Origin of the sequence: Streptomyces mesophilus (assembly GCF_040300965.1) — a bacterium.
Lineage (GTDB): Bacteria > Actinomycetota > Actinomycetes > Streptomycetales > Streptomycetaceae > Streptomyces > Streptomyces mesophilus_A.
Window position 1 is genome coordinate 52,762 of sequence record NZ_JBEPEW010000010.1, and the last position, 24,756, is coordinate 77,517.

General features: G+C 70.5%; 15 protein-coding genes and 1 pseudogene. 8 read left to right on the plus strand and 8 right to left on the minus strand.

Going from position 1 to position 24,756, the window contains the following annotated elements; genetic code table 11:
- The first annotated feature begins 82 nt into the window (after positions 1-82).
- The 4 genes from ABT367_RS06235 to ABT367_RS06250 all read left to right on the plus strand — a co-directional run bounded on the left by ABT367_RS06235 (position 83) and on the right by ABT367_RS06250 (position 7,179).
- Positions 83-1,948 carry an HSP90 family protein gene (locus ABT367_RS06235; RefSeq protein ID WP_352250112.1) on the plus strand — a complete coding sequence of 622 codons (1,866 nt, stop codon included), beginning with the start codon at positions 83-85 and terminating at the stop codon, positions 1,946-1,948.
- The gene (locus ABT367_RS06240; RefSeq protein ID WP_352250113.1) at positions 1,945-5,061 is read left to right on the plus strand and encodes a tetratricopeptide repeat protein; all 3,117 of its coding nucleotides are present in this window, start codon (positions 1,945-1,947) and stop codon (positions 5,059-5,061) included. The genes ABT367_RS06235 and ABT367_RS06240 overlap by 4 nt, the downstream gene beginning before the upstream one ends.
- Positions 5,062-5,184: 123 nt before the next feature.
- Positions 5,185-6,120 carry an LLM class flavin-dependent oxidoreductase gene (locus tag ABT367_RS06245; RefSeq protein WP_352250115.1) on the plus strand — a complete coding sequence of 312 codons (936 nt, stop codon included), beginning with the start codon at positions 5,185-5,187 and terminating at the stop codon, positions 6,118-6,120.
- A 168-nt stretch (positions 6,121-6,288) separates the two neighbouring features.
- Positions 6,289-7,179: a Cof-type HAD-IIB family hydrolase gene (locus ABT367_RS06250; protein WP_352250117.1), complete on the plus strand. Its 891-nt coding sequence runs from the start codon at positions 6,289-6,291 to the stop codon at positions 7,177-7,179.
- Between the two features lie 12 nt (positions 7,180-7,191).
- Here ABT367_RS06250 and ABT367_RS06255 read toward each other — a convergent pair whose 3' ends face one another.
- From ABT367_RS06255 to ABT367_RS06275, 5 genes are all read right to left on the minus strand, one after another.
- Entirely contained in the window at positions 7,192-8,247 is a 1,056-nt protein-coding gene (locus tag ABT367_RS06255) for a M23 family metallopeptidase (RefSeq protein ID WP_434975410.1), read from the minus strand.
- A gap of 185 nt (positions 8,248-8,432) precedes the next feature.
- Positions 8,433-10,187, minus strand: a complete 1,755-nt coding sequence (locus ABT367_RS06260; protein WP_352250121.1) for a GAF domain-containing sensor histidine kinase — start codon at positions 10,185-10,187, stop codon at positions 8,433-8,435.
- 114 nt (positions 10,188-10,301) lie between these two features.
- Complete coding sequence (gene cydD, locus ABT367_RS06265) at positions 10,302-13,817, minus strand: thiol reductant ABC exporter subunit CydD (protein WP_352250123.1); 3,516 nt, start codon at positions 13,815-13,817, stop codon at positions 10,302-10,304.
- Positions 13,818-13,912: 95 nt separating this feature from the next.
- Positions 13,913-14,917, minus strand: coding sequence for a cytochrome d ubiquinol oxidase subunit II (gene cydB, locus ABT367_RS06270; protein ID WP_352250125.1), 1,005 nt, complete (start codon positions 14,915-14,917; stop codon positions 13,913-13,915).
- 15 nt (positions 14,918-14,932) lie between these two features.
- Complete coding sequence (locus ABT367_RS06275; RefSeq protein WP_352250127.1) at positions 14,933-16,438, minus strand: cytochrome ubiquinol oxidase subunit I; 1,506 nt, start codon at positions 16,436-16,438, stop codon at positions 14,933-14,935.
- Positions 16,439-16,743: 305 nt separating this feature from the next.
- Between ABT367_RS06275 and ABT367_RS06280 the strand changes: the two genes are divergently transcribed.
- Entirely contained in the window at positions 16,744-17,118 is a 375-nt protein-coding gene (locus ABT367_RS06280) for a cyclophilin-like fold protein (RefSeq protein ID WP_352250129.1), read from the plus strand.
- 29 nt (positions 17,119-17,147) lie between these two features.
- Here the strand turns inward: ABT367_RS06280 and hisC are convergent, their stop codons facing one another.
- Positions 17,148-18,224, minus strand: coding sequence for a histidinol-phosphate transaminase (hisC, locus tag ABT367_RS06285; protein ID WP_352250131.1), 1,077 nt, complete (start codon positions 18,222-18,224; stop codon positions 17,148-17,150).
- 413 nt (positions 18,225-18,637) lie between these two features.
- On the opposite strand from hisC, the gene ABT367_RS06290 reads away from it, so the two are divergent.
- The 3 genes and pseudogenes from ABT367_RS06290 (at position 18,638) to ABT367_RS06300 (ending at position 22,216) form a co-directional block, all read left to right on the plus strand.
- Positions 18,638-19,750 carry a LacI family DNA-binding transcriptional regulator gene (locus tag ABT367_RS06290; RefSeq protein ID WP_352250133.1) on the plus strand — a complete coding sequence of 371 codons (1,113 nt, stop codon included), beginning with the start codon at positions 18,638-18,640 and terminating at the stop codon, positions 19,748-19,750.
- Positions 19,751-20,239: 489 nt separating this feature from the next.
- A pseudogene (locus tag ABT367_RS06295) lies at positions 20,240-21,172 on the plus strand (metallophosphoesterase); the annotation flags it as partial.
- A gap of 183 nt (positions 21,173-21,355) precedes the next feature.
- On the plus strand, positions 21,356-22,216 hold the full coding sequence (locus tag ABT367_RS06300) for a hypothetical protein (RefSeq protein WP_352250137.1): 861 nt from the start codon (positions 21,356-21,358) through the stop codon (positions 22,214-22,216).
- 13 nt (positions 22,217-22,229) lie between these two features.
- Here ABT367_RS06300 and ABT367_RS06305 read toward each other — a convergent pair whose 3' ends face one another.
- Both ABT367_RS06305 and thiC read right to left on the minus strand, forming a co-directional pair.
- The gene (locus tag ABT367_RS06305; RefSeq protein WP_352250139.1) at positions 22,230-22,775 is read right to left on the minus strand and encodes a hypothetical protein; all 546 of its coding nucleotides are present in this window, start codon (positions 22,773-22,775) and stop codon (positions 22,230-22,232) included.
- Between the two features lie 114 nt (positions 22,776-22,889).
- Positions 22,890-24,680 (minus strand): phosphomethylpyrimidine synthase ThiC, encoded by a 1,791-nt coding sequence (gene thiC / locus ABT367_RS06310; RefSeq protein ID WP_352250141.1) that lies wholly within the window; start codon positions 24,678-24,680, stop codon positions 22,890-22,892.
- Positions 24,681-24,756: the final 76 nt, after the last annotated feature.

Sequence of the window (24,756 nt, forward strand, 5' to 3'; positions counted from 1 at the left end):
TACGCTTCACCCGTCTTCGCGATCTGTGAGGGGGGGCCTCGCGGTCGCCATCCGTCCATGCGCACACGCGAGGTGATCACCCATGACGTCCGCCGAGACCGGCAGTCCGCCGACCTCCCCCGACACCTTCCAGGTCGATCTGCGCGGCCTGGTCGATCTGCTCTCCCACCACCTGTACTCGAGCCCTCGGGTCTACGTACGGGAGCTGCTGCAGAACGCGGTAGACGCCGTGACCGCCCGCCGGGCCGCGGACGCTGACGCACCGCAGCGGATCCAACTGACCGCGAGCGGCGGCCGGGTGGCCATGGAGGACAGCGGCATCGGTCTGACCGAGGCCGAGGTGCACACCCTGCTCGCCACGATCGGGCGCAGCTCCAAGCGCGGCGGTGCCGAAGGTCTTCAGAGCGCGCGACAGGAGTTCCTGGGGCAGTTCGGGATCGGACTGCTCGCCTGCTTCGTGGTCGCGCACCGGATCCGGGTGGTCACCCGGTCCGCGCGTTCCCCCGAGGCCCCGCCCGTGGAGTGGCTGGCATCGGACGACGGCTCGTACACCGTGCGCGTCCTGCCCGATGACGCCAGGACCGAGCCCGGCACCACGGTGTACCTGGAGCCGCGTCGGGGCGCCGAGGAGTGGACCGCCCCGGCCCGTGTGGAGGAACTGGCCCGGGACTTCGGTGCGTTGCTCCCGTACGACATCGTCTTCAGCGACGGCTCGGCGCAGCGGCGGATCACCGAACTGCCGGCCGTCTGGGACCGCGGCTTCCCGTCCCCGGCCGCCCGCCGCGTCGCGCTCGCCGGGCACTGCACCAGGACCTTCGGCTTCACGCCGCTCGACTCCATCGACCTCGATCTGCCGGTCGCGGGCGTCCGCGGGGTGGCGTACGTGCTGCCGGAGCCGACCAGCCCCGCGCATCGCGCCGGCCACCGCGTGCACCTGAAGGGCATGCTGCTCACGGACCGCGCGGACAATCTGCTGCCGGACTGGGCCTTCTTCGTGCGCGCCGTGCTCGACACCGACACCCTGCGCCCGACCGCCTCGCGCGAGAGCCTCTACGACGACGAGACCCTCGAAGCCGTACGGGAAGCGCTCGGCGGCCGCGTACGGGAGTGGTTGGCAGGCCTCGCCGTCGGCGATCCGCAGCGCCTCTCCGCCTTCCTCCAGGTGCACCACCTGGGCGTGAAGTCCCTGGCGCGGCACGATCCCGAACTGCTCGAACTCATGCTGCCCTGGCTGCCGTTCGAGACCAGCGACGGCACCGCGAACCTGGACGAGTTCACGGCGGCGCACCAGCAGATCCACTTCACGCGCACCGTCGAGGAGTTCCGCCAGATCGCCCCGATCGCGGCGGCGCACGGCCTCGGCGTGATCAATGCGGGCTATACGTACGACGCCGAGCTGCTCGCCCTGCTGCCCGGGATCCGGCCGGGTGTGAGCGTCACCGAACTGGACGCGGGCGCCGTCACCGACCGCCTCGACACGGTCGAGGTCTCCACCGAGCTGGCCCTCGCCCCGTTCCTGGCGACGGCGCGGGCCCGACTGGACGCGCTCGACTGCGATGTGGCGCTGCGCGCCTTCCAGCCGGTGGCCGTGCCGGCGCTGTTCCTCGACGACCGGCAGGCCCGCCATGAGCGCGACCGGGCGAGCGCCCAGGAGGGCGCGCAGGCGAGCGGCGATGCGCTGTGGAGCAGCATCCTCGGCTCGCTGCGCGGCTCGGCGCCGCGCGCCCGGCTCGTCCTGAACCACAACAATGCGCTGATCAGGCGGATTTCGGCACTCCCGGACGCGGAGCTGACCGGCATGGCGATCGAGTCGCTGTACGGCCAGGCCCTGCTGATGTCGCAGCGCCCGCTGCGGCCCGCCGATACGACACTGCTCAACCGGTCGTTCCTGGGGCTCCTGGAGTGGGCGACCCACAGCGCGGCCGAGAAAGGGGAGGGTTCGCAGTGAACCTCTCGGATCCGCAGGACATCCAGCGGGCGATCCACCAGAACAACGGCACTCCGTACGGCACGGCCCGCTCCGCCCGCGCAGAGGAGCTGTCCGCTGCCGCCGAGCGGTCGGGGGACGCGGCCGTCCTTCGCCAGGCGCTCTTCGCGCTGGTCGACGCGTACACATGGAGCTCGGAGCGGACCAAGGCGCTCGTGCCGTTCTCCCGGCTGCTGCAGGAGTACGACCGCGACCCCGGTGCGTTCGAGAGCTGGCAGACCCACAGTCTGTTCTGGTCGTTCAAGTGGGTGACCGGCGACATCATCGACCTGCCCGAGGTCGCGATCGCCGATGTCGAAACCTGGTTCCAGGAGATGGAGCGCCGCTACCGGCTGGCCGGGCACAGTGAACGGGCCGTACGGCAGAGCGAGTTCTATCTCGCCGAGTCGACCGGCGACCTGGAGCGCGCCGACCGTGCCGTGGCCGGCTGGATGGCGGCCCGGCGCGACCGCATGAGCAACTGCCACGCCTGCGAGCTCGGTACGCAGGGCCGCTACTGGGCCACCCGCGGACAGGACGAGAAGGCCTTGGACGTCTGGCGGCCGGTGACGAGCGGCAGCTCGGCCTGCCGTGAGGAGCCGCACCGGGTGCTCGGGCACTCCCTGCTGCCCCTGCTCCGCCTGGGCCGCTTCGCCGAGGCCCGCACCCACCACCTGAAGGGCTACCGCCTCGCGCGGGGCAACGACAGTCTGCTGCGGACCATCGGTCAGCACATCGAGTTCTGCGCCCTGACCGGCAATGAGCCGCGCGGTCTGGAGATCCTCACCGAGCACGCCGCCCACCTCGGACCGCTGGCGGACGCGGACGCCCAACTCTCCCTGAACGGCGGCATCCTGGTGCTGCTGCGACGGCTGAAGGAGCTGGGGCACTCCGATCTGGCGGCGATACGGCACGGCGGCGCCGAGCGCACGGTGGGCGAGCTGTACGACCTGCTGTACCGGCAGGCGCGTGCGATCGCCGAGCGCTTCGATCTGCGCAACGGGAACACGTATATCTCCGACCGTTTCGAGGAGCGCGCGGCGCGGGAGCCGCTGACGGATGCGCTGCCGCTGGGCATCCGCAGTGGGCGGCTCTTGGGGGTGGCGGGTTCTGGTGAGGTGACGCGTTCTGGTGGGGTGACGCGTTCTGGTGGGGTGGGCAGGGCTGGTGCGGTGGCCGGGTCCGGCAGGGCTGGTGCGGTGGCCGGGGTCGGTGCGCAGGGGGCCGGCCGGAGCTCCGCAGCGTCCTCCGGGCCGGCCGAACTTGTCGAGGAGGCCCGGACCTTGCGTGACCGGCGCCACCCCGGTGCCCGGCTCGCGTGGGAGCGGGTGGCCGAGGCCGTCGGTGCGCAGGAGCCGGCCGATCCGGTCCTGGTCGCCGAACTTCTCGAGCACCGAGCGGTGACGGCCGCCGAGAACGGTGCCGAGGACGCGGGCGCGCTGCTGCGTGCCTGCTCCGCTGCGTACCGGTCCGCCGGACAGGCGGCGCGGGCCGCTCTGGCCGAGCTGCATCTCGCCGTGCACACCGCCTTGACGGGTGAGGCGCCCGAGTCCGTACGGGAGCAGCTGGCCGTGGCCGCAGAGGCCGCCGAGTCGCTGGATCCCGCGGATCCCTGGCGGTCGCGGCGGATTGCCTCGGCTGCGCTGATACGGATCCGGATCGAGGCACAGCTGCGGGAGCGGGCGGCGTCGGGGCGGGACAGCGGGGCCGATGCCGACGGGGTCGACCCCGGTGGACAAGCTGAGGGGGCCGACCCCGTGTACGTATCCGAACTGCGGGCGTTCGTCGCGGAGACCGGGGAGCGTACCGACGGGACCGACCTCGCCGACCTCACTGACTTCACCGACCTCGCCGACCTCGCCGCCGAGGCGGAGACGACGCTCGCCCAACTCGCCCTGGCCGACGAGGACATCACTGCGGCCGAACCGCTGCTCGCCTCGGCAGCCGCCCGCTTCCGTGCCGCGGGCCGCCCCTGGGACGCGGCCGAGCCGCTCGTCCGGCGGGCCGGTCTGCTGCTCTCCCTCGACCGGCCGGAGGAGGCCGAGGCCTCGGCCCGTGCGGCACTCGACGCCGGCGCCGAGCTGACCGACCCGGAGCAGCAGGGGACCGTACGGCTGGTCCTTGCGGACGTGCTGATGCGGCGCGACCGGCCGGCCGAGGCGGCCGAGCATGCCCTGGACGCGGCGCACTGGTTCGACCAGGCCGGCCTCGAGGCGGACGGCGGCGCCCACGCGCGCCGGCTGCTCGCCCGGGCGTACCGGGCACAAGGCCGTGTCCCGGAGGCGGCGGAGGTGCTGCAGTCCGCGCTCGCGGATCTCGTACGCCAGGGCCCGCAGGCCGAAGCGCAGGCGCGCTCCATGCTGGCCGAGCTGCTGCGCGAGCTGAACGATCCGCGGGCCGCGGCCGAGCAGTTCCTGGGGGCCGCCGAGGTCGCCAAGGACTGGGACGACCCGCTGCCCCAGGCACAGTTCGCCCATGGCGCGGCCGAGTGCCTGGCACGTGCGGGCCTGGAGGACGCGGCGGACGCGGCCTACGGCCGGGCCCTGGAGTTGTGGCGCGAGGGCGGTGACCGGGCGGGCGAGGTGCGGGTGCTGCGGTCGCTGGCGTGGCGCCGTTTCTGGGCCGACGGGATGGACGACCTCGAGTACGCGAGCGCCGAGAGCCTCGCACTCGCCCGTCCGCTGATGGACCGCGCACTCGCCGTGCTGGACGGCGCACAGGACCCGGACCTGCGCTACGAACGCGCGCAGACCCTCGACCAGTACGCGGAAATGCTTGCCGCATTCCTGGACGAGTACGAGTACGAAGACGACGGCGACCGCGACCGCGACGAGGACGACGGCGACGGCGACGGCGACGGCGACGGCGACGGCGACGGCGACGGCGACGGCGAGAACAGCGCGAGGAACGAGCAGGAGCAGTCCCCGGACATGAGCCTGCTCGGCGACGCGGTGGACCTGTTCTCCCGCGCGGCACAGGAGTACGGGGCACTCGGGGACGCCCACACGGCGGCCCGGTCCAAGGCTCTGGACCGGGCAGGCCGCCTCGAGAAGTCGGCCGCGTCGGCGCTCGAGGCCGGCCCGTCCGGCGGCTGAGGCCGAGCGCCCGCAAGGCGCACTGCGGAACAGGGGTCCGGGGGAAGCTCCCGGGCCCTGCCCGCAGCGCCACCCGAACCCGCACCTCGACGCACGCCGGCACCCCCGACGTACGCTGACCGCATGCGCCTCAGCACCGTCATCCTCCCCACCACCCCTTGGCACAACGGCGGCCGCGACAAGTGGCAGCGCGCCGAGGAGCTCGGTTTCCACGCCGCGTACACCTATGACCACCTCGCCTGGCGGACCTTCCGCGACGGCCCCTGGTTCGGCGCGATTCCCACGCTCACCGCCGCCGCCACGGCGACGAGCACCCTGCGCCTGGGCACCCTCGTGACCTCGCCGAACTTCCGGCACCCCGTCACGCTCGCCAAGGAGCTGATCTCCCTCGACGACATCTCCGGCGGCCGGATCACCCTCGGCATCGGCGCGGGCGGCAACGGCTTCGACGCCACCACGCTCAAGAAGCCGGGCGAGGAGCAGTGGACGCCGAAGGAGCGGGCGGACCGGTTCGCCGAGTTCGTGGCACTGCTCGACCGGCTCCTCAGCGAGCCGGCGGAGGTCACCAGCGAGGGCACGTTCTACTCGGCGACCGAGGCGCGCAATCTGCCCGGCTGCGCCCAGTCCCCGCGCCTGCCCCTCGCCGTCGCGGCCACCGGCCCGCGCGGGCTGCGGCTCGCGGCCCAGCACGGCCAGGCCTGGGTGACCACCGGCGACCCGAAGGTGTACGAGGCCGGCACCCCCGAGCAGTCCGTCGAGGCCGTGGCCGCCCAGGTCGCCAAGCTCGGCAAGGCCTGCGCGGAGCAGGGCAGGGACGTGGCCGGCCTGGACAAGATCCTGCTCACGGGCTTCACCCCGGAGTTCAACCCGGACACCCATGCCGCCGACGCCCACCCGCTGCGCTCGGTCGACGCCTTCGTCGAGTTCGCCCGGCCGTATGCCGCTCTCGGCTTCACCGAGCTGGTGATCCATATGCCGATCGCGGACTCGGTGTTCGCCGCCGACGAGCAGGGCTACGAGCAGATCGCGAAGGAAGCGGCCGCCCGACTGAGCTCCTGAGCCTGTAGGTCCTGAGCCGTGCAGGTCCTGACCCCCTCAGCCCTGACCTGTAGGTCTCAGCCCAGACACCCTCAACTGCCTTACCCCAGAGCCCCGGTGGGACAGAAAGCCACTCACCGGGGCTCGTCCCCACTCAGATGTGCACCCGGCAACCCGGCGCTCGGGCATATGCGGAACAATGCCGTTGTGACGACCTCCGCAGCAGACCAGCACCCCGTGCCCGCCCACCCCCGCCCCCGGCTGATCGCCACGGATCTGGACGGCACGCTGCTGCGGGACGACAAGTCCGTCTCCCCGCGTACGGTCGCGGCGCTCGCCGCCGCCGAGGAGGCCGGGATTGAGGTCTTCTTCGTCACCGGCCGCCCGGCCCGCTGGATGGATGTCGTCAGCGACCATGTGCACGGCCACGGCCTGGCGATCTGCGGAAACGGCGCGGCGGTGGTCGATCTGCACGGCGGCCCCGGGCAGCACCGCTTCGTGAAGCTGCGATCGATGGAGCGCGAGAGGGCCCTGGACGTCATCCAGGTGCTGCGCGCGGCGGTCCCCGGCACCTCGTTCGCCATCGAGCGCACCGGCGGTATCTGCCATGAACTCGCCTATCCGCCGCTGCACATGGACCCGATCATCACCATCGCCCCGGTCGAGAAGCTGCTCGCCGAGGACTTCGACCTGGCCGACCAGCCGGTGCTCAAGCTCCTCGCCCACCACGGCGAGCTGGCCCCCGACGAGTTCCTCACCCTCGCGCGCAGCGCCGTCGGAGCGCGCGCCGAGGTCACCCGCTCAAGCCCCACCGCGCTGCTCGAGATCAGCGCCGCGGGTGTCTCCAAGGCCAGCACGCTCGCGCTGTGCTGCGCGGAGCGCGGCATCAGCGCCGAGGAGGTCGTGGCCTTCGGCGATATGCCGAACGACGTCGAGATGCTGAGCTGGGCCGGCCGCGGCTATGCGATGGGCAACGCCCACCCGGACGTCGTCGCCGCCGCCTGGGGCCGTACGGTCGCCAACAACGACGACGGCGTGGCCGTGATCATCGAGCAGCTCATCGCCGAAGCCCGCGGCTGACCTTCATCGAGGTCAGAGCTTCACACCCCGCTCGGCCAGCCATTTCCTGGGATCGACCCCCGATCCCAGATACGGAGTGAGCCGCACCTCGAAGTGCAGATGCGGCCCGGTCGAGTTGCCCGTCGTGCCGGCCTGCCCGAGCCACTGACCCGTGCGCACCTTGTCGCCCTGGTCGACGGCGGCGGAGGCGAGATGGGCGTACTGCGAGTAGTAGCCGCCGGGGTGCTGGACCAGGACCTCCATCCCGAAGCCGCCCCCGCAGGACACCTTCACCACCCGCCCGGCGCCGATCGCCCGCACCGGCTCCCCGATGCCGACGGCGAAGTCCTGCCCGGTGTGCCGGTGGGCCCAGCGGTCGCCGCTGCCACCGAAGCCGGCGGAGAGTTCATACGTCTCGACCGGCGCGACCCAGGCGCGGCCCTGCGGCAGTGAGGGCTGGTCGAGCCGTACCGCACCGCGGCAGGCGCCCGCCGCGACCTGGGCGTCCGCCTCGCCCTGCAGCGTCCACCGGGCGTCCTCGAGCTTCTTCTCGATCCCGCTCTTCAACGCGGCGAGCCGGACCCTGCGCGCGTCGAGGGAGTGCCAGGCGGCCGCCGCCCGCTGCCGGTCCTCGTCGACCCTGCGGGCGGCCCGCTGGGTCTTGTCGATCAGATGGTTCATGGCCAGATTGGCCTGCAGGGCGAGCCGCTGACCGCGCATCAGCTCGTCCGGATCGTCGGCGAGCAGCAGCTGTGCGGTGTACGGGATGCCGCCGCCGCTGCGGTACTGACCTCGCGCGATCCGCCCCAACTCGGCGTTCAGACGCTTCAGTTCCAGACGCTGCCGGGCGAGCACACCCTCCAGGCGCTCGGCCTTCTTGCGCTGGGTCTCGGCGGCCCGGCGCCCCTTCTCGTACTCCTGTGTCGCCTTCGCCGCGTTCTCGAGCAGCCGCGCCACCTTGCCGCCCGTACCGGGACCGTGGCCGTGCCCGCCCGGGCCGTCCTCCCCCGAGTCGGAGGAGGCCGAGGGCGCGGCGAGCGCGAGCAGCAGCGTCCCGGCAAGGAGTACGGGCGGAAGGCGACGCGGCATCAGGACCATGCACGGATCGTCACCCGCCGGTTGACGCCACGCCCGTACGAACAGGGCACAGGGGTGACCCTTGCCCCATATGGGGTCGGGCAGTTGAGCCGAACAGTGGCCATGCGCGACGGCCGGACCATGACCGCCCCGCATGTTTCACGTGAAACCAAAGCCGTCTCAGTACGGCCCCCGCATCAGTGCGGCGCCTGCCACACCACCATCGTCCCGGCCCCGTCGTCCCCGATCCCCGGCCCGTACCAGCTGTCGCCGCCGAGGGACTCGGCCCGTCGCTTGAGGTTCTTCAGGCCACTGCGCCGGCCGCCCTCCGGAATCCCGACCCCGTCGTCGGCCACCGTCAGCCGTACGCCTTCCCGGCCGTCCGGCAGCTGGGCGCCCGCGTCGACCACGACCTCGATCTGCCCGGCCTGGGCATGCCGGAAGGCATTGGACAGCGCCTCGCGCAGCGCGGCGATCAGGTTCTTGCCGGTCAGCTCGCCGACCACCGTGTCCACCGGCCCGAGGAAGCGGTGCGAGGGCTTGAACCCCAGCGGCACCGCAGCCATGTTGATCTCCCGGAGCACCCGGGTCCGCAGCCCGGACGGCGCCTCCGCGGGCCCCTGCTGCAACGCGAAGATCGCGGTACGGATCTCCTGGATGGTGACGTCGAGCTCGTCGATCGCCTTGCCGACGCCGGTCTGCACCTCGGGCACCACCGACCTGCGCTGTGCGCTCTCCAGCATCATCCCGGTGGCGAACAGCCGCTGGATCACCAGATCGTGCAGGTCACGGGCGATACGGTCACGGTCCTCGAAGACTGCGAGCCGCTCCCGGTCTCGCTGCGCCTCCGCCATCATGAGCGCGAGCGCGGCCTGCGCGGCGAACTGCACCGCGAGGGTCTTCTCGGCCTCGGTGTACGGCTGCGCGCCCCCGACCCGCGGCGCGGCGAGCACGCCGAGCACCCGGCCGCCGCTCTCCAGCGGAAGGAACATGGTGGGGCCGTAGGCCCGGGACAGCTTGGTGATCAGCCGGCCGTCGGTGGCGGCGTCGTCGATGAAGACCGGTTCGCCCGAGAGCACCAGATCGACGACGGGCGATTCGGGCGGCACCAGCAGCCCGAGTGCGGACGAGGGCCCGCTCTCGGTGGACTCGGCCACGATCTCCAGGCCGCCTTCCTCGGCGGTGAGCAGCACGAACGCGGCCGAGGCATTGGCGAGCTTGCGCGCCTGCTCGGCGACGACGGTCAGCGATTCATCGGCGTCGGCGCCGGACAGGAGCGCCGTGGTGACCGCCACCGATCCGTCGATCCACCGCTCGCGCTGCCGGGTCGCCTCGTAAAGGCGCGCATTGCCGATCTGGATCCCGGCCTCGGTCGCCAGCACCTTGACCATGTGCAGGTCGTAGATGCTGAAACTGCCGCCGCCCCGCTTCTCGGTCAGATAGAGATTGCCGAAGACCTCGCCGCCCACCCGGATCGGTACGCCGAGGAAGGTCCGCATCGGGGGGTGGTGCGGCGGGAAGCCCATGGAGCGCGGGTCCTGGCTGAGATCGTCGAGCCGTACCGTCGCCGGATCCTTGATCAGCGCGCCGAGCAGCCCGCTCCTGCCGTCCGGCAGGGCGCCGATCAGCTCCCGGTGCTCCTGCGGAATGCCGTACGTGATGAAGTCGGCGAGCCCGTCACCCTTGTCGTTGATCACGCCGATTGCCGCGTACTTGGCGCCGGTCAGACTGGCCGCCGTCTCCGCGATGCGGTCGAGCGTGGAGTGCAGATCGAGCCCGCTGCCCACGGACACCATGGCCTCGAGCAGCTGCGGCAGCCGGGCCGCGAGCTCCTCGGGGAGCGACTGCAGACTGCGCGCGGCCTGCTCTGCGGCGGCGGTGCCGGTCACGTCCCGCTCCGGGAAGGGAGGGGGATCTTCGGGCAGCTCTTCGGGTACGGCGGGGGCTTGCATGCCCTTGAGACTAGTTAGTCCGAATTTATGAGGAAAGTCGGGGTGGAGGGCCTTACGGCTCGAGGCGGACGGTTCGACGGCTCGGCGGGCGTCTCCCGGGGTTTCCGCGAGCTCCTATGCGTCGCTCACCGCGACCAACGCCTCAGCCTCCCGCTCCCGCTCCGCCATCCGCCGCAGCGGCCCCTCAGCCCCGACCAGCTCGGCGTACGCACCCCGCTGCACCACCCGCCCGTGCTCGAGCACCAGGACCTCGTCCACCGCATCGAGCCCGGCCAGCCTGTGCGTGATCATTACGGTCGCGGTGCCCTCCGTCGCCGCGAGCAGATCGGCGGTGAGTACGTCGGCGGTCGGCAGATCGAGATGCTCGGCCGGCTCGTCGAGGACGAGGACGGGGAACCGGGCGAGGAGCGCCCGCGCCAGCGCGAGCCGCTGCCGCTGCCCGCCCGAGAGCCGGGCCCCGTGCTCGCCGACGAGCGTGTCCAGACCGTCGGGCAGCGAGTCCACCCACTCCAGGAGCCGAGCCCGCGCCAGCGCGTCCCTCAGCTCACGGTCCGAGGCGTCCGGCCGGGCAAGCCGCAGGTTCTCGCGTACGGAACTGTCGAAGAGATGCGCATCCTGCGCGCACAGCCCGACCAGCCGCCGCACCCCGTCGCTCTCCAGGCCGTACGCGTCCACCCCGCCCAGCGTGTAGGCGCCCTCCCGTGCGTCGAGGAAGCGCAGCAGCACCTGGGCCAGCGTGGTCTTGCCGGACCCGGACGGTCCGACGACCGCGATCCGCCGCCCTTGCCGCAGGGTCAGGTCGACCCCGGCGAGCGCGTCCCGGTCCTGGCCCGCATGCCGGGCCGAGATCCCGCGCAGCTCCAGCGGGAAAGGCCCGGCGGGCACGGCGCCGGGCGTCGCCGGCTCCTGTACGGGCGCGGGCGCGTCGAGCACCTCGAAGACCCGTTCCGCGCTGCGCCGCACCCGCTGCCGGTACTGCACGGCGAGCGGCAGTCCGGTCACGGCCTCGAACGCGGCCAGTGGAGTGAGCACGACGACGGCGAGCGAGACCCCGCTCAGGCGCCCGTCCCCGACCGCCGCCACTCCCACGGCCCCAGCCGCGACCACGGTGAGTCCGCAGATCAGCGCGCTGAGCCCGGTCCCGAGCGCGGTGGCCCACGCACCTCGGGAGGCGATCCGGGTCAGCTCGGCGTCGGCGGCGCGGGCCTTGTCCGTACGGGAGGGAAGCGCGCCCGCGACCGTCAACTCGGCGGTCCCGGTGAGCAGATCGGCCACCCGCGTCGACATCTCCCCGCGCGCGGGCGCGAGGCGCCGCTCGGCCCTGCGGGCCACAAGACCGCTCAGCCACGGCACCCCGACGCCGGCGAGCAGCAGACCGCCGGCCAGCAGAGCCCCGGCCTCGGGCAGCAGCCACGCCGTGAACCCGGACGCACCCACGCCTACGACCAAGGCAGCCCCCGCGGGCAGCAGCCAGCGCAGCCAGTAGTCCTGCAGCGCGTCCACATCACCGACGAGCCGGGCGAGCAGATCCCCGCGCCGGGTCTTGCGCAGCCCGGCCGGGGCCAGCCGCTCCAGCCGCCGGTAGACGGCGACCCGTGCGTCGGCCAGCATCCGCAGGACCGCGTCATGCGTGACCAGGCGCTCGGCGTACCGGAAGACCGCGCGGCCGATGCCGAAGGCGCGGGTCGCGGTGACGGCCACCATCAGATGCAGCACGGGCGGCTGCAGCGAGGCCTTGGAGATCAGCCAGCCGGACGTGGCCATCAGACCCACCGCACTGCCCAGCGCGAGTGAACCGAGGAAGAGACCGAGCAGCAGCCGCCCGCGCCGCTGACCGGCCATCTTCCGTACGCGGGCGAGCACTCCGTGCTCGGGGACGGTCTCCACAGGATCCGTGACCGTCGCGGCGACCAGACCCTCACCCCCGGCGGCCGCCTCGGCGACACCTTCCCTCACCGCCGCCACGGGAGCGTCATGCATGACCAACTCCCCGCCCGGCGCACCCCCTTCGACCCGGACCACCCGGTCCGCCACCGCGAGCAGCGCCGGCCGGTGCACGACGAGGAGCACCGTACGACCGCGGGCCAGCCGCCGTACCGCGTCCACGATCTGCGCCTCGGTACCCCCGTCGAGCGCGGCCGTCGGTTCGTCGAGCAGCAACACCGGCCGGTCCGCGAGGAACGCCCGGGCCAGCGCCAGCCGTTGCTTCTGCCCGGCCGAGAGCCCGGCCCCGTCCTCACCGAGCAGCGTGCCGAGGCCCTCGGGCAGCGCGTCCACGAACTCGAGGGCTCCCGCATCCCGCAGCGCCCGGCGTACCTGCTCGTCGTCGGCGTCCGGCCGTGCGAGCCGTAGGTTCTCCGCCAGCGTCCCCGCGAACACATGCGGCCGCTGCGGCACCCACGCCACCTGCTCGTGCCACGCGTCAGGCGCCACGGACGCGAGATCCGTCCCGCCGACGCGGATACGCCCCTCATCAGGCCGTACGAACCCGAGCACCGCATGCAGCAAGGTGCTCTTGCCCGCGCCGCTCGGCCCGACAAGCGCGACGGTCTCGCCCTCGCCGACCGTGAACGACACGTTCTCGACGGCCGCCGTGTCCCGCCCGGGATAGCGCACGGTCACGCCCTCGAGGCTCAACTCCCCGCGCGGCGCGGGTCCTTCACCACTCGCCGGCAGCGGCGCCTCCAGGACCTCGAAGATCTCCTCGGCGGCCGCCAGCCCCTCCGCCGCCGCGTGGTACTGCGCCCCGACCTGCCGCAGCGGCAGATACGCCTCGGGGGCGAGCACCAGGACGACGAGGCCGATGTAGAGGTCCAACTCGCCGTGTACGAGCCGCATCCCGATGGTCACCGCGACCAGCGCGACCGACAGGGTGGCGAGCAGCTCCAGGGCGAAGGAGGAGATGAAGGCGATCCGCAGGGTCCGCATCGTGGCCTGCCGGTACTCGCCGGTGATCTTCCGGATCGACTCGGCCTGCGCCTTGGCCCGACCGAACACCTTGAGCGTCGGCAGCCCGGCGACCACATCGAGGAAGTGCCCGGAGAGGCGCGACAGCAGCTTCCACTGGCGGTCCATCCGGGCCTGCGTGGCCCAGCCGATCAGAATCATGAAGAGCGGGATCAGGGGCAGCGTGACCACGATGATCGCCGCGGATACCCAGTCCTCGGTCACGATCCGCGCGAGCACGGCCACGGGGACGACGATCGCGAGCCCCAACTGGGGCAGATAGCGGGCGAAGTAGTCGTCGAGAGCGTCCACCCCGCGGGTGGCGAGGGCGACAAGGGAGCCCGTGCGCTGACCACTCAGCCAGCCCGGACCCAGCGCGGTCGCCCGCCCGAGCAACCTCCCCCTCAGCTCGGACTTCACCGCCGCACTCGCCCGGTGCGCGGCCAGCTCCGTGAGCCAGCCGACAAGCCCGCGCCCCACGGCGACCGCCGCGAGCAGCAGCAGCGGTGTGCCCAACTCCCCGGCGGAGAGGCCCTTCTCGAAGCCGCCCACCACCACTTCGGCGATCAGCATCGCCTGGGCGATGACCAGACCGGCCCCGGCAAGACCGAGCACCACGATCGCGATGAGGAAGCGGCGGGTGGCCCCGGCGTAGCGGATGAGGCGAGGGTCGACCGGTTTCACGTGAAACAGCCTCCAGTACGAGAAAGGGGTGCGCCAACAGCCCGTATCAGAGCAGTCGTTGGCGCACCCCTGGACATCACACGCTCAAAGCGCGCTCAGTGCGCGTCGGCCGCGATGTGCCGCGTACCGATCCGCTTGCGGAACACCCAGTAGGTCCAGGACTGGTAGAGCAGCACGATCGGAGTGGCGATCGCCGCGCACCAGGTCATGATCTTCAGGGTGTACGGGCTGGACGAGGCGTTGGTGACCGTGAGGTTCCACTCCTCGTTCAGCGAGGACGGCATGACGTTCGGGAAGAGCGTCAGGAACAGCATGGCCACCGCCGCCGCGATCGTGATCCCGGACAGTGCGAACGACCAGCCCTCGCGCCCGACCTTGATGGCCCCGAGCGCACCGACCAGGGCGAGCACCGCCACGATCATCGCGACAAGCGACTTGCCGTCACCGTTGTCGATCTGGGTCCAGATCAGGAAGGCGAGCGCGAGCACGGCCGTGACAAGCCCGAGCGTGAGCGCCAACTTCCTTGCCCGTACCCGGATATCGCCTTCGGTCTTGAGCGCCACGAACACCGCACCGTGGAAGGTGAAGAGCGTGAGCGTGACAAGCCCGCCGAGGATCGCGTACGGGTTGAGCAGATCCCAGAAGTTGCCGACGTACTCGAAGTCCTTGTCGATCTTCACGCCCCGCACGATGTTGGCGAAGGCCACACCCCACAGAAGCGCCGGGACAAGCGAGGTCCAGAAGATCGCGTGCTCCCAGTTGGTCTGCCACTTGTCCTCGGGCCGCTTGTGCCGGTACTCGAAGGCGACACCGCGGATGATCAGGCAGATCAGGATGAACAGCAGCGGCAGATAGAAGCCGGAGAACAGCGTCGCGTACCACTCGGGGAACGCGGCGAAGGTGGCACCGCCGGCCGTGAGCAGCCAGACCTCGTTGCCGTCCCAGACCGGACCGATCGTGTTGATCAGGACCCGGCGTTCGGTGCGGTCGCGGGCGAGCAGCTTGGTGAGGATGCCGACCCCGAAGTCGAAGCCCTCGAGGAAGAAGTAGCCGATCCAGAGGACGGCGATGAGGACGAACCAGACGTCGTGGAGTTCCATATCCCTCTTCCTCCCTCAGTACGAGAAGGCCATCGGCCGGTCGGAGTCCTTCGAGTCCCCGCCGATCTTGGTCGGCGGGTTGAGGTCGTCCTCCGTGAGCTCCGGCGGTCCGGCCTTGGCGTACTTGGCGATCAGCTTGACCTCGATCACGGCGAGCGCCGCGTAGAGCAGCGTGTAGATGCTCATCGAGGTGATGACCTCGCCCTGCGAGACGTTGGGGGAGACGGCGGCTGAGGTCTTCATGACGCCGAAGACCACCCACGGCTGGCGGCCCATCTCGGTGAAGATCCAGCCCCAGGAGTTGGCGATCAGCGGGAAGAGCATGGTCCAAAGGAGGAGGAGCCAGTACCACTTGCCCCACTTGGCGCTCAGCGGCTTCTTCCAGACCACCAGATGCGGCACTTCGTCCTCACCGACCCGCAGCGCCTGCGGCAGCATGAACTTCTTCCGCGTCAGCCACAGCCCGAGCAGTCCGATGCCGAGCGAGGCCATCCCGAACCCGATCATCCAGCGGAAGCCCCAGTAGGCGACCGGGATGTTCGGCCGGTAGTCACCGGGTCCGTACTTCTCCTGCATCTCCTTGTTGAGGTCGTTGATGCCGGGGACGTACTCGTCGAAGTTGTTGTGCGCGAGGAAGGACAACAGGCCCGGAATCTCTATGGCGACCTTGTTGTGACCCTCGTCGACATCGCCGTACGCGAAGATCGAGAACGGCGCGGACTCCTCGCCGTCCCACAGCGCCTCGGCCGCGGCCATCTTCATCGGCTGCTGCTCGAACATGATCTTGCCGAGGTGGTCGCCGCTGACCGCGGAGAGCACACCGCTGATGGCGAGCGTGACCAGACCGAGCCGCAGCGAGGTCTTCATGGTCTCGATGTGCTTCTTGCGCATCAGGTGGTACGCGGCGATGCCGGCCATGAACGCGCCACCGACCATGAACGCACCGGTCATGGTGTGGAACATCTGCGCAATGGCGGTGTTCTGGGTCAGGACGTGCCAGAAGTCGGTGAGTTCGGCACGTCCCTTCTCCTCGTTGATCTTGTAACCGACCGGGTGCTGCATCCAGGAGTTGGCCGCCAGGATGAAGTACGCGGAGAGGATGGTGCCGATCGAGACCATCCACATGCAGGCCAGGTGGATCTTCTTGGGCAGCTTGTCCCAGCCGAAGATCCACAGACCGATGAAGGTCGACTCGAAGAAGAAGGCGATCAGCGCCTCGAACGCGAGGGGCGCGCCGAAGATGTCACCCACGAAGCGCGAGTAGTCGGACCAGTTCATACCGAACTGGAACTCCTGCAGGATGCCGGTCACGACACCCATCGCAATGTTGATCAGGAACAGCTTTCCCCAGAACTTGGTCGCCCTGAGGTACTTCTCCTTCTCTGTCCGAACCCACGCGGTCTGCAGGCCGGCCACGAGAGCCGCGAGCGAGATCGTGATGGGGACGAAAAGGAAGTGGTAGACGGTGGTGATGCCGAACTGCCATCGCGCCAGGGTCTCCGGCGCCAGAGCCAAGTCCACGTCGTCAGTCTCCTTACGTCGCCGTGGTCACTGCGGCAGTTTGCCCGCATTGTCCTAGTCATCACGGGATCAAACGGGACACGTTTGTGAACGCGTTCACATTCACAAGCATTATGTCGTACGTATTGTCGGCAACTTCAAGGGGGTCCCCTTCCGCGCTTCCACCCCATATGACGGGCGAGGACCCGCCGTTGTGACATCACGGGCGGGCGGGTTCGGGGAATTTCTGCGCGACATCCGGGACGGGCGGCCACCGATCGAGACGGCCCTTCCCAAGAACTTCAACATCTTGTTGAATCCGCGGCATGCAGATACGGATCTCCTGGCCCGCAGACCATCTGACCGCGACGCTCGAGGACACCCCGACCAGCCGTGCGCTGGCCAAGGCGCTCCCGATCACCGCCTCGGCCCACACATGGGGCGAGGAGGTGTACTTCGACACCGGCGTCAGCGTGGAGCGCGAGGCCGGTGCCGAGCAGGTCGTCGACCCCGGCACGGTCGCGTTCTGGACCGACGGTGACGCCCTCGCGCTGCCGTACGGCCCGACGCCGATCTCACGCGGCGAGGAGTGCCGCCTCGCGAGCCCCTGCAATCTGCTGGGCGCGCTCGACGGCGACCCCCGTCGCCTCGCCACCGTTCGTGAGGGCGACCCGATCCGGGTGGAACTGGTCACCGAATAAGAGTGGAACCGGTCACCGAATAAGAGCGGTTACAGCTCCTTGCGGAAGGCCTCCGCGGCCCCCAGGAAGAGGTCATTGGCCTCTTCCTCGCCGATCGTGACCCGCACACCCTCACCGGGGAACGGACGCACCACGACACCGGCCTTCTCGCACGCACCCGCGAACTCGACCGTGCGCTCCCCGAGCCGCAGCCAGACGAAGTTGGCCTGCGTCTCGGGGACGGTCCAGCCCTGACCCCTGAGCGTCTCCACCACCCGGTGACGCTCGCCGACCAACGAGCCGACCCGGCCGAGCAGTTCGTCCTCCGCCCGCAGCGAGGCCACCGCGGCATCCTGCGCGAGCTGGCTCACACCGAACGGGACCGCCGTCTTGCGCAGCGCGGCCGCGACGGGCTCGTGCGCCACCGCGAAACCGACGCGCAGACCCGCGAGACCGTACGCCTTGGAGAAGGTGCGCAGGACGCAGACATTGGGCCGGTCCCGGTAGAGCTCGATGCCGTCCGGCACCTCGGCGTCGCGGATGAACTCGCGATACGCCTCGTCGAGCACCACGAGCACATCGCTCGGCACCTGGTCGAGGAACCGCTCCAGCTCGGCCCGGCGCACCACCGTGCCCGTCGGGTTGTTGGGGTTGCAGACGAAGATCAGCCGGGTGCGGTCGGTGATCGCGGCCGCCATCGCGTCGAGGTCGTGCACCTCCCCCGCGGTCAGCGGCACCTTCACCGAGGTCGCACCGCTGATCTGCGTGATGATCGGGTACGCCTCGAAGGAGCGCCACGCGTACATCACCTCGTCACCCGGGCCGCTGGTCGCCTGGATCAGGGACTGGGCGACACCGACCGAGCCCGTGCCGGTCGCAAGATGCGTGAGCGGGACGCCGAAGCGGTCCGACAGCTCGTTCATCAGGCCGGTGCAGGCCATGTCCGGGTAGCGGTTGAAGCTGCCGGCGGCCGCCGTCACCTGCTCCATCACGCCGGGGAGCGGGGGGTACGGGTTCTCGTTGGAGGACAGCTTGTACGCCACCGGACCGCCGGCCGCGGCGGGCTTGCCCGGCTTGTACGTCGGGATGCCGTCCAGCTCGGCGCGCAGCTTCGGGCTCTGGCTCACCGCGGGTCCTCCTCATGCCACTGAAGGCTCTGTCCACTGAAGGCTTCGTGCCACTCAGGTTCGAATACTGCTCACTCTATGAGGATTCCGTCCGCCTGCGAATGGCCTGTGGACAACGAGAGAGCTACGGAGAGCCGCGGCGCGGAACAGAGGGGGAGCGCCCTGCGCGATGCCGCGCGCCGGTGGCTCGCGCCGTGGCGCGCATCACCCGTGAAGGTGAGTTGAGACCAGTTCGAAACATGTGCCACTTGCCAGGCGCATGTACCCACACGGCGTAGTGATGGAGCAGCAAGCCCTTAACTACCTTGGTATCAATGGGAATTGAGGGAAGTGGACCTTGCAGAAACGTGCCTGTCAACGAGTGAATATGCGCCCCCGCCGACCACCCTCATGAGCCCTACTATCGGCTCGCCATGACAGCAGCAGGGAAGCACCAGGTGAGCCGGGCGGGCACCCCCCGCGGAGGCGGTAACCGGCAGGGTCGGGCGGGCATCCGGGACGTGGCCGCCGCTGCCGGTGTCTCCATCACGACCGTCTCCGACGCGCTCAACGGCAAGGGCCGGCTCCCCGACGCCACCCGCCGCCATGTCCGCGAGGTCGCCGACCGGTTGGGCTACCGCCCGTCCGCAGCGGCCCGCACGCTCCGTACCGGAAAGTCGGGCCTCATCGGCCTGACCGTGACGACCTACGGGGATGAACCTTTCACCTTCACCGAGTTCGCGTACTTCGCGGAGATGGCAAGAGCCGCCACCTCCGCCGCGCTCGCCCGCGGCTATGCGCTGGTCATCCTGCCCGCGACCTCGCGCCATGACGTGTGGTCCAACGTCGCGCTCGACGGCACCGTCGTGATCGACCCCTCGGACCAGGACCCCGTCGTGAGCGAACTGGTCCGCCAGGGCTTACCCGTGGTCTCCGACGGCCGCCCGGCGGGCTCGCTCCCGGTGACCGCCTGGGTCGACAACGACCACGAGGCCGCCGTGATGGAGATCCTCGAGCATCTCGCCGCGGCCGGCGCCCGCCGGATCGGCCTGCTCACCGGCACCACCACGGACACCTATACGCACCTGTCCACCACCGCGTATCTGCGCTGGTGCAAGCGCGTGGGCCAGGACCCGGTGTACGAGGCCTACCCGGCGCACGACCCGTGTGCGGGCGCCGTCGCCGCCGACCGGCTGCTCGCGCGGCCCGACCGGCCCGACGCGGTGTACGGGCTCTTCGACCCCAACGGCACCGATCTGCTCGCCGCCGCCCGGCGCTACGGGCTGCGCGTCCCCGACGATCTGCTGCTCGTCTGCTGCAGCGAGTCCGCGGTGTACGCCACCACCGAGCCGCCCATCACCACGCTCTCGCTCAAACCGCGCCGTATCGGGACAGCCGTGGTCCAGCTGCTCATCGATGCCATCGAGGGGGTCGATTCGGCCGCTCCGCTCGAGCAGGTGATACCGACCGAACTGATCGTCCGCACCTCCTCGCAGCGCCGCCGCCCCCGCACGACGGTGAGTCCGCCACGTACACCCGAGCAGTGAACGGGGCCGCCGGGCGCCGCACGTCGCCCGGCGGCCGCTCCGAAACGGTGGACGGGGGCGTTCCGATGCGGCCTGCGGACGTTTCGGTGCGGCCTGCGGACGTTCCGGTGCGGCCCGCGGACGTTCCGAAGCGGCCGACGGACGTTCCGAAGCGGCCGCAAGGTGCCCGCAATTCGGGAGAAATCCCCTTCGCCCCCGAGTCCTGCCACGATTCACCACCCCTGGTGCATCACAGAGCGCCAGGCGCATTCCTATGATGGGCGCACGACACCACGGGCAGCCGCGACCAGGCAGTCCGATCCGGTGGCGGAATGCGGCGCGACGGTGGTGGAGGGGTCGATGACTCAGGGGGCCGGTCAGGGACCCGTGGTGCGTACGGACACGGTCCGCGACTTCCGCGTACCCGCGTATGTGCAGCAGACCGCCGGCTTCGGCGAGGCGCCCGAGCGCTTCGGTGACGCCGCCGCCGACCGCTTCGGCGATACCGGCGAGCCCGAGGGCTATACGCCGACCCAGCGCGACCTTCCGGTGATCAACCGCGGGGACACCGTGCAGGTCCCGGTGCCGGACCAGGCGCTCGCGCCCGAGCCGTCCGGCGACGAGCTCGGTCCGCTGTACGTGGTCGGCGATGTGCACGGCTACCTCGACGAACTGCTCGCGGCTCTGCGCGAACAGGGCCTCGTCGACGCCGACGGCGACTGGTGCGCGGGCCATGCGCGCCTGTGGTTCCTCGGCGACTTCACCGACCGAGGGCCCGACGGCATCGGCGTCATCGACCTGGTGATGCGGCTCTCCGCCCAGGCCGCCGCGGCCGGCGGCTACTGCAAGGCGCTCATGGGCAACCACGAGCTGCTGCTCATCGGAGCCAAGCGCTTCGGCGACACCCCCGTCAACTCCGGTGCGGGAACCGCCACCTTCCAGGCGGCCTGGCTGCTCAACGGCGGCCAGAAGTCCGATATGGACCGCCTGCAGGACGTCCATCTGCAGTGGATGTCCCGGCTCGACGCGATCGAGCTGGAGGACGACCATCTGCTGATGCACTCCGACACCACGGCGTATCTCGACTACGGCGATTCGATTCCCCAGGTCAATGACACGATCCGAGAGGCGCTCACGCGCAATGACGCGGACGAGTGCTGGGATCTCTTCCGCAAGTTCACCAAGCGCTTCGCCTTCCGCGATCAGTCGGGACCCGAGGCCGTACGGGAGTTGCTCGGGGCGTTCGGCGGCAGCAGGGTCGTCCACGGCCACAGCCCGATCCCATATCTGCTCGGCGAGGTGGGCTCGGAGGACGGCGCGGACGGGGGCGGACCTCAGGTGGAAGGCCCGCATGTGTACGCGGACGGTCTTGCCGTCGCGATGGACGGCGGCGTGACCATGGCCGGAAAGCTGCTGGTCCGCCGACTGCCCTTGGATAGCTGAGCGATTCGGGGGCAGGTGCACAGCACCTACTCCCTGATCGGCTCCCGGGCCAATTTCCGGAAACCCCCTGTCACCGCGTGCCTGAGCCGCTCTACCATCGGCTTATCCGTAGCAGGCTCTCCTCCGTTTCCGCCCCACTGCCCGAGATCGAGCGGGAGTCACGGCCCTACGGAGCATCGGGGGATGCACATGAACAGCGCTCCGCACCTGCTGAACGAGGACCGCCAGGACTATGAGCGGATCCTCGATGAAGCGCTGCGCTCCGCGCCGCACCGCCCTGATCTGGCCGCCGTGGGCGACCGTCTGAACCCGGAACAACTGCGCACGATGGCGCTCAACGCGACCGCGCTCATCACCGCCGCCGCGGCGGCCGAGTACGACCACTACGTCAAGGTCCGTGAGGAGCTGCGCGAACCCGCACGCACCGAGACCGCGGTCTCCGAATCCGGCCCCTCAGAGCCCTCTGCGTCCTCATCGGGGCCGATGGGCCTGGCCACGAGCATGGGCGAGGTCGCGGAGGGCGCGGGTCTGGTCGCCGTGGTCGCGGTCCTGGCGCCGGTGCTTGCCGGCACGGCGGCCGCGATCTTCCTGCTCATCGGCTACATCCTGAAGATGCTCACCCCCGAACCCGCCTTCGCCGACACCCTGTTGACGGCCGGCTGGTTCTTCGGGGCCCTCACCGCGGCAGGCATCCTGATCGCGGCGGTCGGGCTCCTGATGACCGCCCTGCGCAACGGGTCCAACTCGCTGACGGCGGCCGGAAGCGGTGAACTGACCGAGGAGGTCTCCCGCGCCAGGGAAGCCTGGCGGGACGCCCTCCTGGAGCGGGGGGTGCTTCCCTTCCTCCGCGAGGCACTGGCCGACCCGGGCGCCGCCAGGCACCCCACCGCGAGCCCGCCGTCCAGCCGTATGCCCCAACTCGGCTACAGCCACCCGGGCTTCAGCAGCCCGGACGGCGGCCCCGCCGCGGGCCCCAAGCCCAGCTACTCGAGCCCGGACTTCTCCAGCCCGGACTTCGGGGGGCCGGAGCATCAGCCGGACTGACGGCCCTGCGGCGTCAGCCCAGCTCCTGGTGCTGCCATACCCGGGGCCAGTTGCCGGACGGCGGTGGTGGTCCGCTGATCCCGAGGTCACCTCGGGCACACGCGTAGAACCTGTCCCGCGCCGCACTGACCCGCTGCTCCGACGCGGCCCACCCTTCGGGGTCCTCCCGAAGCCCCTTGGCGTACAACTCCAGGTTCCAGACGGCCTCGTGCCAGGCACGGGCAGCTGCGATGGTCGCGTGGTCCCCGACGAGCAGCACGGACTCCCACTCGGTCGCCCGCCGCGATTCCGCCTCCGCGAGCTGGCGCAGCCCCTCCTCGACCTCCAGCGGGTCCGAGGTGTTCTCGAAGCCTCGGGCCGCCCCTATGCGCTGGGCGATACGGAGCTGGGATTTGAGCACGTTCGCATAGACCACGTACGTGGTGAACCGTTTCTCGTCCCACCGCTCGGCTCGTGCCCGCCGCCACCGGCTCCGCTCCGTGAGGCTCGCGGCGACATACGAGCCGAAGGCTCCGACGACCACACCGATGAGAGCGGGCAGCTGATCCGCCAGAGCCATCGTTCCCCTTCCCCGTACGGCAGTTGAGGGCCACGCTGCCATGTCTGCGCGGCCCCGGTCACGAAAATGCCGGTGTCCCCGGACCGACTGGGGACACCGGCACATCAGGAAGGATCACTCCGCGATCGGCAGATAAACCCTGTTCCCCGCGGCCGCGAACTCCTTAGACTTCTCCGCCATCCCCGCCTCGACCTCCGCCTGCGAACCCCCGTGCTCGCGCCGGATGTCCTGCGAGATCTTCATCGAGCAGAACTTCGGCCCGCACATCGAGCAGAAGTGCGCCGTCTTCGCGGGCTCCGCCGGCAGCGTCTCGTCGTGGAACTCGCGTGCCGTGTCCGGGTCCAGGGCCAGGTTGAACTGGTCCTCCCAGCGGAACTCGAAGCGCGCGTCCGAGAGCGCGTCGTCCCAGTCCTGGGCACCCGGGTGCCCCTTGGCCAGGTCGGCCGCGTGCGCCGCGATCTTGTACGTGATGACGCCGGTCTTCACGTCGTCACGGTTGGGCAGGCCCAGGTGCTCCTTGGGCGTGACGTAGCAGAGCATCGCCGTGCCCCACCAGCCGATCATCGCGGCGCCGATACCCGAGGTGATGTGGTCGTACGCGGGCGCGATGTCCGTGGTCAGCGGGCCCAGCGTGTAGAACGGGGCCTCCTCGCATATCTCCTGCTGGAGGTCGATGTTCTCCTTGATCTTGTGCATCGGGACATGGCCCGGGCCCTCGATCATCGTCTGTACGTTGTGCGCCTTGGCGATCTTGTTCAGCTCGCCCAGGGTCTCCAACTCCGCGAACTGCGCCCGGTCGTTGGCGTCCGCGATCGACCCGGGCCGCAGACCGTCGCCCAGCGAGTACGTGACGTCGTACGCGGCGAGGATCTCGCAGAGCTCCTCGAAGTGCTCGTACAGGAAGGACTCCTTGTGGTGCGCGAGGCACCACGCCGCCATGATCGAGCCACCGCGCGAGACAATGCCGGTCTTGCGGTTGGCCGTCAGCGGGACGTACGGGAGCCGCACGCCGGCGTGCACCGTCATGTAGTCCACGCCCTGCTCGGCCTGCTCGATGACCGTGTCCTTGTAGATCTCCCAGGTGAGCTCCTCGGCGCGGCCGTCGACCTTCTCGAGCGCCTGGTAGAGCGGCACCGTGCCGATCGGGACCGGGGAGTTGCGCAGCACCCACTCGCGCGTGGTGTGGATGTTGCGGCCGGTCGAGAGGTCCATGACCGTGTCGGCGCCCCACTTGGTGGCCCAGGTCATCTTCTCGACCTCCTCCTCGATGGAGGAGGTCACGGCAGAGTTGCCGATGTTGGCGTTCACCTTCACCAGGAACCGCTTGCCGATGATCATCGGCTCGATCTCCGGGTGGTTGATGTTCGCCGGAAGCACGGCGCGGCCCGCGGCGATCTCGTCCCGTACGACCTCGGGCGCGACGTTCTCGCGGATGGCCACGTACTCCATCTCCGGCGTGATCTCCCCGCGCCGGGCGTACGCGAGCTGCGTGACCGCCTCGCCGCCACGGCCCCGGCGGGGCAGCCGCGGCCGGCCCGGGAACACCGCGTCGAGGTTGCGCAGATTGCCCCCGCGCGGCGAGGTGTGCTTGATGCCGTCGTCCTCGGGGCGGACCGGCCGGCCCGCGTACTCCTCGGTGTCGCCGCGGGCGATGATCCAGTTCTCCCGCAGCGGTGCGAGGCCGCGCCGTACGTCGGTGTCGGCGTTCGGGTCCGTATACGGGCCCGAAGTGTCGTACAACGTGACCGACTTGCCGTTGGTGAGGTGCACCTGGCGCACCGGCACCTGCATGTCAGGGCGCGAGCCCTGGACGTATGCCTTGTGCCAGCCGATGGACTTCCCGGCCTCCTCCTCGACCGAAGCAGAGGTGCTGGAGGCAGGCGTGCGTACGTCCTGTGTGGTCATGAGACCGATCTCCCTACGCCGGCATTACCCGGTAACAGGTTCGGCGGTCGACGCAGCCGTATCCGTACATCTCGTA